Here is a 10,612-nt window from a genome sequence, read left to right as displayed (position 1 = left end):
CGCCCGCCCCGCTGTCCCCCGCCGCCCAGCCCTGCGTCCCGACACCCGGCCCGACACCCGCCCCGGCACCGGATCAGCACCGGCGCGGCACCGGATCTGCACCGCGTCGGCACCGCCGCTGCACGGCCGGGCGTCGCCGCGGCGACGGATCGGCAGCGGATCCGCATCGGCCGCGTACCAACCTCGTACCGGTGACGGCCCGGATCCCCGGCAGTGGCCGAGGTCCACAGCCGGGTGCGGGACACTGTCCTCAGGCCCCCTCTACGATCCCTAGTCGGGAAGGTTCAACGGAGAACTTCACCGAGCCCCCGGCGGAGCGGTCCGGCAAGGAGTCCGGAGGGTCGGCCGAGGACGAGGTGTTCATAGCGGAGTTCAAGGGGGAGCCCTGGCAGGAGTTCCAGGAGGAGGCCGCGCAGGTGCCGGGACGACGTCCGGCCGGTGTCCGGAAACGGTCTTCGACGAGGGCCGGGAGGATCCCGGCAGCTCCACCAGGGCATGTCTTGTGAGGGTCGACACTCATGGGCAGGGCAGACAAGGGGAACCAGCCGATTTCCCGGCGCGTGGATACGATCTGTAAGCAGTACCAGGACGACAACGAAGGAGGAGGTGCCCCATGGGAGTCCTGAAGAAGTTCGAGCAGCGTCTCGAGGGTCTGGTCAACGGCACCTTCGCCAAGGTGTTCAAGTCCGAGGTCCAGCCCGTCGAGATCGCAGGTGCGCTACAGCGCGAGTGCGACAACAACGCGACGATCTGGAACCGCGAGCGGACCGTCGTCCCCAACGACTTCATCGTGGAGCTGAGCGCGCCCGACTACGAGCGCCTGAGCCCCTACGCGGGGCAGCTCGGCGACGAGCTGGCCGGCATGGTGCGCGACTACGCGAAGCAGCAGCGCTACACCTTCATGGGATCGATCAAGGTCCACCTGGAGAAGGCCGACGACCTCGACACGGGTCTGTACCGGGTGCGCAGCCGCACGCTGGCATCCAGTAGCTCGCAGACTCCTGGCCACGGCCCTGCGGCCCCGCCCCCCGGCGGCCGCGGCGCGCCGGCGGGGGGCGGATACGGCTACCCGCCGCCCGCAAGTGGTTACCCGCAGCAGCCGGCCGGTGCTCCTCCCATGCCGACGTCGCCTCCACCGGGGCGCCCTGGACCTGCGGCCGTGGGCCAGCGGCCCGGCGCGGGTCCGCTGCCGGGCGCCCAGGTGCGGCGCTGGATCGAGATCAACGGCACCCGCCATCAGATCTCCCGCCCGACGATGGTGCTGGGCCGCAGCACCGACGCCGATGTGCGGATCGACGACCCCGGCGTCTCCCGCCGGCACTGTGAGATCCGGACCGGAACGCCCTCGACGATCCAGGATCTCGGGTCCACCAACGGAATCGTGGTGGACGGGCAGCACACCACCCGCGCTACGCTCCGCGACGGCTCGCGGATCGTCGTGGGCAGCACCACCATCATTTACCGGCAAGCCGAAGGGTGAAGCGGGGGCAATGTCAGAGCTGACCCTGACGGTCATGCGGCTGGGTTTCCTGGCCGTTCTGTGGCTGTTCGTGATCGTGGCCGTGCAGGTCATCCGGAGCGACCTGTTCGGTACGCGCGTCACCCAGCGCGGGTCGCGCCGTGAGGCCGCCCGGCCGCAGCAGGCCGCCCGCCAGGCAGCGCCGCCGCAGCAGCGCCAGCAGAGCGGCGGCGGCCGCCAGCGCCGCAACGCCCCCACCAAGCTGGTCGTCACCGAGGGCACGCTCACCGGCACCACCGTCGCGCTGCAGTCCCAGACGATCACCCTGGGCCGCGCACACGACTCCACGATCGTGCTGGACGACGACTACGCCTCCAGCAGGCATGCCAGGATCTACCCCGACCGTGACGGCCAGTGGATCGTCGAGGATCTCGGGTCCACCAACGGCACGTATCTCGACCGGACCCGGCTGACCACACCGACACCGATTCCGCTGGGCGCGCCGATCCGCATCGGCAAGACCGTCATCGAGCTGCGGAAGTAGTACGACAATGAGCGAGCGGAGCGAGCGAGCAGCGGCCGTCCACACCCCGGACACCGGCGCGCTCCCGACCGGAGGGTGGGCACCGTGCGGATGTACCCGGAGCCGACGGGCGAGGTGCGCATGAGTCTGTCACTGCGCTTCGCCGCCGGATCGCACAAAGGCATGATCCGCGAGGGCAACGAGGACTCGGGCTACGCCGGTCCCCGCCTGCTCGCGATCGCCGACGGCATGGGAGGCCAGGCCGCCGGCGAGGTCGCCAGCTCCGAGGTGATCTCCACGCTCGTCACGCTCGACGACGACGTCCCGGGCTCGGACATCCTGACGTCGCTGGGCACCGCCGTGCAGCGGGCCAACGACCAGCTGCGGATGATGGTCGAGGAGGACCCCCAGCTCGAGGGCATGGGCACCACCCTGACCGCCCTGCTGTGGACCGGGCAGCGGCTCGGGCTCGTCCATGTCGGAGACTCGCGCGCGTACCTGCTGCGTGACGGAGTGCTCACACAGATCACGCAGGACCACACCTGGGTGCAGCGGCTCGTCGACGAGGGCCGCATCACCGAGGAGGAGGCCACCACCCATCCGCAGCGCTCCCTGCTGATGCGCGCGCTGGGCAGCGGCGACCACGTCGAGCCGGACCTGTCGATCCGTGAGGTCCGCGCCGGCGACCGGTACCTGATCTGCTCCGACGGCCTGTCCGGGGTGGTCAGCCACCAGACGCTGGAGGACACCCTCGCCAGCTACCAGGGCCCGCAGGAGACCGTGCAGGAGCTCATCCAGCTCGCGCTGCGCGGCGGCGGCCCGGACAACATCACGGTGATCGTCGCCGACGTCCTCGACATCGACAGCGGCGACACCCTGGCCGCGCAGCTCTCCGACACTCCCGTCGTGGTCGGCGCCGTCGCCGAGAACCAGCACCAGCTGCACGACAACAGCGCCATGCAGACCCCCGCTGGCCGCGCGTCGGGCCTCGGCCGTCCGGCGCCCGGACAGGGCGGCGGAGAGTTCGGCCCGCCCGGCAGCGGCGACATCACCGGGTACGTGCCCCAGCCCGGCTTCGGGGAGTACACGGACGACGACTTCGTCAAGCCGCGCCGGGGCCGCAGGTGGCTCAAGAGATCCTTCTACTCCCTGCTGGCGCTCGCGGTCATCGGCGGCGGGCTGTACGGCGGCTACCGCTGGACGCAGACCCAGTACTACGTGGGCGCCAACGACGAGCACGTCGCGCTGTTCCGCGGCATCAGCCAGGACCTGGCCTGGGTCTCGCTGTCGAAGGTCGAGAAGGACCACCCCGACATCGAACTCAAGTACCTGCCGCCCTACCAGCGCAAGCAGGTCGAGGCGACCATCGCCGAGGGCAGCCTCGGCGACGCCCGCGACAAGATCGAGGAGCTGGCCCTGCAGGCGTCCGCGTGCAAGAAGGATGCCGAGCGCCGCAAGGCCGACAGCGAGAACGCCAAGACCGGCGAGGGCGAGGCGGGTGGCACCACGGGAACCACCACCGCCACGAAGACCTCGGTGGTGACGAAGGCCACACCCACGCCGAGCCCGTCGGCGTCCTCGACCGACAAGTCCACGACCGCACCCACTCCGACACCCGGCCCCAGCCTCTCCGACGAAGAGCAGAAGCTGGTCTCGCTGTGCGGTAAGCAGTAAGCAGCCGTGAGGGGCCCCGTCACACCATGAGTGCTACCAACCCGTCGACGCACCACACGTCAACGATCGGCGCCATCGGCGCGCCCAGCCGGCGCAACACCGAGCTGGCGCTGCTGGTGTTCGCCGTCGCCATCCCGGTGTTCGCCTACGCCAATGTCGGCCTGGCCATCAACGGCCAGGTACCGACCGGCCTGATGGGCTACGGCATCGGGCTCGGCCTGCTCGCGGCGGTCGGACACCTCGTCGTGCGCAAGCTCGCGCCGTACGCCGATCCGCTGCTGCTGCCACTGGCGACGCTGCTGAACGGGCTCGGTCTGGTGTTCATCTGGCGCCTGGACCAGTCGGAGCGGCTGCAGCAGCTCGCCGAGAGGCAGTACGGCGTCTTCAGCCCCTCGGCCCCGAACCAGCTGATGTACTCGGCCGCGGGCATCGCACTGTTCGTCGCCGTGCTGTTCGTGCTCAAGGACCACCGCATCCTGCAGCGCTACACGTACATCTCGATGGTCGCCGCGCTGGTGCTGCTACTCCTGCCGCTCGTGCCGGGCCTGGGCGCGAATGTCTTCGGCGCCAAGATCTGGATCAGCGTCGGCGGCTTCTCGATCCAGCCCGGTGAGTTCGCAAAGATCATCCTTGCGGTGTTCTTCTCCGGCTACCTGATGGTGAAGCGGGACGCGCTGGCGCTCGCCAGCCGCCGCTTCATGGGCCTGTACCTGCCGCGCGGCCGCGACCTCGGCCCGATCATCACGATCTGGGCCGTCAGCCTGCTCATCCTGATCTTCGAGAACGACCTCGGTACGTCACTGCTGTTCTTCGGCATGTTCGTGATCATGCTGTACGTCGCCACCGAGCGGACCAGCTGGATCGTCATCGGTCTGCTCATGTCCGCCGCGGGCGCCGTCGGCGTCGCCTCCTTCGCCAGCCACGTACAGGCCCGTGTCGACGCCTGGCTCGACCCCTTCGCCTGCTACGACACCTCGAACGCCTGCCAGCAGATCGGCCAGTCAATCATGTCCTTCGGCTCCGGCGGTGTCCTCGGCACCGGCCTCGGCCAGGGCAACTCCGACCTCATCGGCTTCGCCGCCAACTCCGACTTCATCTTCGCCACCGTCGGCGAGGAGCTCGGCCTGGCCGGCGTCATGGCGTTCCTGCTGCTGTACGCCCTGATCATCGAGCGGGGCGTGCGCACCGCGCTGGCCGCCCGCGACCCCTTCGGCAAGCTGTTCGCGGTCGGTCTGTCCGGCGCGTTCGCCCTGCAGATCTTCGTGGTCGCCGGCGGTGTCATGGGCCTCATCCCGCTGACCGGTATGACCATGCCGTTCCTCGCGGCCGGCGGCTCGTCCGTCATCGCCAACTGGGCCCTCATCGGCATCCTGATCCGTATCAGCGACACCGCGCGGCGCCCGGCACCGACCCCTGCCTCCAACCCCGACGCCGAGATGACCCAGGTGGTCCGCCCGTGAACAAGCCCCTGCGCCGGATCGCAATCTTCTGCGGACTCCTCGTCCTCGCCCTGCTCATCCGGGACAACTGGCTGCAGTACGTGCAGGCCGACGCCCTGCAGAGCAACGAGAAGAACCGTCGCGTCGCCATCGAGCGGTACGCCGCCCCGCGCGGCGACATCATCGTCGACGGTAAATCCATCACCGACTCCGTCACGACGACCGGGACGGACTTCAAGTACAAGCGGACGTACAAGGACGGGGAGATGTGGGCCCCCGTCACCGGGTTCGCCTCGCAGATCGTCGGCACGAGCCAGCTCGAGGGCATCGAGGACGGCATCCTCACCGGCAACGACGACCGGCTGTTCTTCCGCAACACCCTCGACATGATCACGGGCAAGCAGAAGGAGGGCGGCAACGTCGTCACCACCCTCGACGCCGCCGCCCAGAAGGCGGCCTTCGAGGGCCTGGGCTCGAAGAAGGGCGCCGTCGCCGCCATCGACCCGTCCACCGGCGCCATCCTCGCTCTCGCCTCCACGCCCTCGTACGACCCCTCGGTCTTCGCGGGCCTCAACGACGGCGACAAGTTCAAGGAGCTGGAGAAGGACGCGGACAAGCCGATGCTCAACCGCGCCCTGCGCGAGACCTACCCCCCCGGCTCCACCTTCAAGGTCGTCACGGCCGCCGCGGCGTTGGAGAACGGCAAGGTCACGGACATCGACGCCAAGACCGACTCCCCGGACCCCTGGCCGCTGCCGCTGTCCACGAACAACCTCACCAACGAGCACGGCGCCTGCGAGAACGCCTCGCTGCGCGTGGCCCTGCGGGACTCCTGCAACACCGTCTTCGGCAAGCTCTCCGACGATGTCGGCAACAAGAAGATGATCGAGGAGGCCGAGAAGTTCGGCTTCAACGAGGAGCAGTTCGTCCCGGTCCGCGCCGTCGAGAGCGTCTACCCCGAGGACAACCGCCCGCAGAACGCCATGGCCGGCATCGGCCAGGCCTCCAACCGCGCCACGCCGCTCCAGATGGCCATGGTCGCCGCCGCCGTCGCCAACGACGGCGTCCTGATGCAGCCGTACATGGTCGACCAGCTGACCGCCCCGAACCTCGACGTCATCTCGAAGACCGAGCCGAAGGAGCTCAGCGAGCCGATCTCCAAGGAGAACGCGCAGAAGCTGCAGTCGATGATGGAGACCGTCGTCAGCGAGGGCACGGGAACCAACGCCCAGATCCCCGGCGTCAAGGTCGGCGGCAAGACCGGTACGGCGCAGCACGGCCTGAACAACAGCGAGAAGCCCTACGCCTGGTTCATCTCGTACGCGAAGACCAGCGAGGGCTCCCCGGTCGCCGTGGCCGTCGTCGTCGAGGACGGCAGCGCCAACCGTGCCGACATTTCGGGCGGCGGTCTGGCAGCCCCCATCGCCAAGGCCGTGATGCAGGCAGTGCTCGACAGCAAGGAGTGAAGCCTGTCACGTCGCCTTCACAACGGTGCACGTTGCGATACCGGTCCTGTATCGGGTGACGTTCTCGGACAGGTCAGGGACGGCGAGCCAGGTACGGTATGCCCGGACAGCACACCGCCGGACCACACGTGGGTGCGGTCGGGACCGACGGAGAGGGCTGGTAGGTAGCTATGGAAGAGCCGCGTCGCCTCGGCGGCCGGTACGAGCTGGGCCAGGTGCTCGGCCGTGGTGGCATGGCCGAGGTGTACCTCGCGCACGACACCCGGCTCGGCCGCACCGTGGCGGTGAAGACGCTGCGTGTCGACCTCGCGCGCGACCCGTCCTTCCAGGCCCGCTTCCGCCGGGAGGCCCAGTCGGCCGCCTCGCTCAACCACCCCGCGATCGTCGCGGTGTACGACACGGGCGAGGACTACGTCGACGGGGTCTCGATCCCGTACATCGTCATGGAGTACGTCGACGGGTCGACACTGAGGGAGCTCCTGCACTCCGGGCGCAAGCTGCTGCCCGAGCGCGCCATGGAGATGACCATCGGCATCCTCCAGGCCCTCGAGTACTCGCACCGCAACGGCATCGTCCACCGCGACATCAAGCCGGCCAACGTCATGCTGACGCGCACCGGCCAGGTCAAGGTGATGGACTTCGGCATCGCCCGTGCGATGGGTGATTCCGGCATGACGATGACGCAGACCGCCGCCGTCATCGGCACCGCCCAGTACCTCTCCCCGGAGCAGGCCAAGGGCGAGCAGGTCGACGCCCGCTCCGACCTGTACTCCACGGGCTGCCTGCTGTACGAGCTGCTGACGGTGCGGCCGCCCTTCGTGGGCGACTCGCCGGTCGCGGTCGCGTACCAGCACGTACGGGAGGAACCGCAGCCGCCGAGCGTCTTCGACCCCGAGATCACGCCCGAGATGGACGCGATCGTCCTGCGGGCCCTGGTCAAGGACCCCGACTACCGCTACCAGTCCGCCGACGAGATGCGCGCCGACATCGAGGCCTGCCTCGACGGCCAGCCCGTCGCGGCCACAGCGGCCCTGGGCGCGGTCGGCTACGGCGGCCACCCCGACGACCAGCAGACGGCGATGCTGCGCCCTCAGCCCGGCGCCGGCCAGACGTCGATGATGCCGCCCGTGAGCCCCGACGACGGCTACGGCTACGACGAGCGCCCCGACCGCCGCCGCCAGAAGAAGAACAACACCTCCACGATCCTGCTGGTCGTGGCGGGCCTGCTGGTCCTTGTCGGCGCGATCCTGATCGGGAAATGGGCGTTCAGCGGAAGCAACGCCGCCAACGAACCGTTCAAGGCCCCGAACTTCGTCGGTGAGACGCAGGACGACGCCGAGAAGATGGCGACGAACGTCGATCTGAAGCTGGACATCACGAAGAAGACGTGCGAGGACCAGCCGAAGGGCAACGTCTGCAGCCAGAACCCGAAGGCCGGCACCCCGGTCAACAAGAACGACACCGTCACGCTCGTCGTGTCCAAGGGTGCACCGAAGGTCGCCGTGCCCGATGTGGAGGGCCTGACCTTCGTCAAGGCCGAGGCACAGCTCACCAGGAAGGGCTTCGAGGTCGAGAAGAAGACCGAGGAGTCCGACCAGACCCCGGGCGTCGTCATCGACCAGGACCCCGCAGGTGACACCGAGGTGGAGAAGGGCAGCACCATCACCCTCACCGTCGCGCGGGAGAAGGAGCAGGTCACCGTCCCCGACGTGACCGGCAAGAGCTGTGACGAGGCCGTGAAGCAGATGCAGGACAGCGACCTCACCGGCACCTGCACCGAGGTCGACAGCACCACCGTCGAGGCGGGCAAGGTCGTCGACACGGTTCCGGCCGCGGGCAGCTCGGTCGACCCGGGTTCGTCGGTGAACATCCGTATCGCCAAGGCACCCGCTCAGCAGACCCCCGTACCGGATGTCTTCGGCAGGAGCGTGAAGCAGGCCAAGGAGATCCTGGCCCAGTCCGGGTTCAAGAACATCCAGTTCGCCCCGGGAAGCGACCAGGGCGACAACGCGGTCGTCACCGCCCAGGACCCCGCCCCGGGGACACCGGCGGACCCGAACACCCAGGTGATCACGCTGACCACCCAGGGCGCCGGTAACGGCAACAACGGCGGCGGCGGGGACGACGGCGGCTTCTTCGGAGGCCCCACCGGCACGACCACCCGCACCGAGGAGTACTGACCCTCCTCACCCTCGCCTGAACGCCCCCACAGGGCCCGTACGGACGCCGTCGGCTAGCGCAGCTCAGCCGGCGGCGTCCGTTTTGCTGTCGACGTACCCGCACCAGTCGACCAGTCGCCCAAGGACTCCTCGTCCTCGCCGGCCGACGCCGACATCCCACCCATGTCGCTGTCGTCTCTTCATATTTCACGACTCGTTGATCGGATCGGTGGGGTGTCAGCGCTGTGCCGCTACGGCCCGAGGGATCAACCCCACGCCAGGAGGAGGAGACCGAGCGTGATCACCGGAACAGCTCTACTGGAATCGAAGACGCTGCGTGACAGCGTGCTGGACCGCACGGACGTGCTCGACAGGGTGAAGGCACTGTCACTACTGCCGGACGGCATGCATGTGACGACGGCGATGGTTGCCGCGTACTTCCAGGTCGGCACCAAGGCAATCGAATCTCTCGTGGTCGATCACCGGGAGGAGATGGCTGCCAACGGGTACCGCGTTTTGACAGGTCCAGAACTGACCTCCTTCAAGGAGGTCAGTCAGATCCAGTCGCGCACGCGAGCCATCGCGGTTTACTCCCGCCGCGCCGTCCTCAACGTCGCCATGCTCCTCCGAGACAGCGAAGTCGCACGTCAAGTGCGTACTTATCTACTCGACATGGAGTACCTGGTCCGCACGCAGCCTGTGGACAACTCCGTCGACAGCCACTCCAGTGCCCTCGACACCCGCAACGACCGGGGCATCGACATCAGCGCACGCACAGCTGACGGGCGTACGGTGGCCGTCCAGTGCAAGAACCGCCCCGGCCGCTGGTCCGTTCCCAGTGCCGACATGCAGAAGTTCGCCGGCGCGGCACGCGCCATCGACCCCGTCGCTATTGCCCCGTTCGTCGCCACCTGCAACTTCAGCCCGGAAGCGAAAGCGATCGCCGATCTGAGCGGGGTCATCACCGTGAACCGCAACGAACTCGAGGCGTGGACCGCTGGAGTACGCCTCAAGGCGCTGCGGTAGCTTTCGCGGAAAAGAGGCCTGAAGCCGCAAGAGATGGTTGCGGCTTCAGGCCTCGGCCATGTTAGGTGACTGGCCCTCTCAAAGGGGGTCAGTCACCTCAGCGCAACTCCGCCGGCGGCGTCCGCTCGCTGTCGACCTTCTCGACGCGCTCCAGCTTGCCCCACACGATGTAGCGGTACGTGGACGTGTACACCGGCGTGCACGTCGTCAGCGTGATGTAGCGGCCGGGCTTCTTCACGCCCGACTCCTTGGGGATCTGGCTCAGGACCTTCACGTTGTACTTCGAGGTCTCGGGCAGGATCGCGTACGCCTTGTACACGTACCACTTGTCCTTCGTCTCGAAGACGATCGCGTCGCCCTTCTTGATCTTGTCGATGTTGTGGAACTTGGCGCCGTGACCGTCGCGATGCGCGGCCAGGGAGAAGTTGCCGTCGCCGCCGTCCTGCGGCAGCACGGCCTTCACGGGGTCCGTGTAGTAGCCGGCGACGCCGTCGTTCAGCACCTTCGAGGAGGTGCCCTTCTTGACGAGCACCTCGCCGTTCTTCATCGCCGGAACGTGCAGGAAGCCGACGCCGCCCTTGGTGTCCAGGGCGCCGGGACCGGTGTCCTTCGACCACGTGTCGCGCACCTGGTCGCCCTGCTGGTCCGCCGCGCGGTCCGCGACGACGTTCGTCCACCACAGCGAGTAGACGACGAACAGCCCGAGGACGAGGCCCGCGGTGATGAGGAGCTCACCGAAGACGCTGACCACCGTGGCGAAGCGCCCCAGGGCCCGGCGTCGTGGTGCGGGCACAGGCGCCCCGGTGCGCTCGTCGCGGTCGGTCGTGGCTACCACTGATCTGCCCCGTCTGTGCTGGTGACCTGTT

Annotated in this window: 9 protein-coding genes; 8 read left to right on the top strand and 1 reads right to left on the bottom strand. The window is 68.4% G+C overall.

The annotated features are described in order from the left end of the window. The 8 genes from STSP_RS40375 to STSP_RS23865 form a co-directional block, all read left to right on the top strand. Positions 1 to 195: hypothetical protein (locus STSP_RS40375; RefSeq protein WP_232789762.1), on the top strand; the 195-nt coding region annotated here is incomplete at its 5' end. A gap of 418 nt (positions 196 to 613) precedes the next feature. Next, the gene (locus STSP_RS23895; RefSeq protein WP_067281843.1) at positions 614 to 1,480 is read left to right on the top strand and encodes an FhaA domain-containing protein; all 867 of its coding nucleotides are present in this window, start codon (positions 614 to 616) and stop codon (positions 1,478 to 1,480) included. A 10-nt stretch (positions 1,481 to 1,490) separates the two neighbouring features. Continuing rightward, positions 1,491 to 2,003, top strand: coding sequence for an FHA domain-containing protein FhaB/FipA (locus STSP_RS23890; protein WP_067281841.1), 513 nt, complete (start codon positions 1,491 to 1,493; stop codon positions 2,001 to 2,003). A 120-nt stretch (positions 2,004 to 2,123) separates the two neighbouring features. After that, complete coding sequence (locus STSP_RS23885; RefSeq protein WP_232789761.1) at positions 2,124 to 3,656, top strand: Stp1/IreP family PP2C-type Ser/Thr phosphatase; 1,533 nt, start codon at positions 2,124 to 2,126, stop codon at positions 3,654 to 3,656. 26 nt (positions 3,657 to 3,682) lie between these two features. After that, positions 3,683 to 5,116 carry an FtsW/RodA/SpoVE family cell cycle protein gene (locus STSP_RS23880; RefSeq protein WP_067281836.1) on the top strand — a complete coding sequence of 478 codons (1,434 nt, stop codon included), beginning with the start codon at positions 3,683 to 3,685 and terminating at the stop codon, positions 5,114 to 5,116. After that, entirely contained in the window at positions 5,113 to 6,561 is a 1,449-nt protein-coding gene (locus STSP_RS23875; RefSeq protein WP_067281833.1) for a peptidoglycan D,D-transpeptidase FtsI family protein, read from the top strand. The genes STSP_RS23880 and STSP_RS23875 overlap by 4 nt, the downstream gene beginning before the upstream one ends. Before the next feature lie 170 nt (positions 6,562 to 6,731). Then, complete coding sequence (gene pknB / locus STSP_RS23870) at positions 6,732 to 8,741, top strand: Stk1 family PASTA domain-containing Ser/Thr kinase (protein WP_067281830.1); 2,010 nt, start codon at positions 6,732 to 6,734, stop codon at positions 8,739 to 8,741. A 276-nt stretch (positions 8,742 to 9,017) separates the two neighbouring features. After that, the gene (locus STSP_RS23865) at positions 9,018 to 9,746 is read left to right on the top strand and encodes a restriction endonuclease (RefSeq protein WP_067281828.1); all 729 of its coding nucleotides are present in this window, start codon (positions 9,018 to 9,020) and stop codon (positions 9,744 to 9,746) included. 97 nt (positions 9,747 to 9,843) lie between these two features. Here the strand turns inward: STSP_RS23865 and STSP_RS23860 are convergent, their stop codons facing one another. Next, a complete protein-coding gene (locus tag STSP_RS23860) occupies positions 9,844 to 10,581 on the bottom strand; it encodes a class E sortase (RefSeq protein WP_067281826.1) in 738 nt (245 codons plus the stop codon). Positions 10,582 to 10,612 lie beyond the last annotated feature (31 nt).

This window comes from Streptomyces jeddahensis (assembly GCF_001642995.1).
In the GTDB taxonomy this organism is placed as follows: domain Bacteria; phylum Actinomycetota; class Actinomycetes; order Streptomycetales; family Streptomycetaceae; genus Streptomyces; species Streptomyces jeddahensis.
This window is presented reverse-complemented; position numbering and strand designations above follow the sequence as displayed.

Bases quoted from the DNA above. Each gene is read 5' to 3' on its own strand.
- STSP_RS23895 (WP_067281843.1), top strand. From the start codon at position 614: ATGGGAGTCCTGAAGAAGTTCGAGCAGCGTCTCGAGGGTCTGGTCAAC.
- STSP_RS23890 (WP_067281841.1), top strand. From the start codon at position 1,491: ATGTCAGAGCTGACCCTGACGGTCATGCGGCTGGGTTTCCTGGCCGTT.
- STSP_RS23885 (WP_232789761.1), top strand. From the start codon at position 2,124: ATGAGTCTGTCACTGCGCTTCGCCGCCGGATCGCACAAAGGCATGATC.
- STSP_RS23880 (WP_067281836.1), top strand. From the start codon at position 3,683: ATGAGTGCTACCAACCCGTCGACGCACCACACGTCAACGATCGGCGCC.
- pknB (WP_067281830.1), top strand. From the start codon at position 6,732: ATGGAAGAGCCGCGTCGCCTCGGCGGCCGGTACGAGCTGGGCCAGGTG.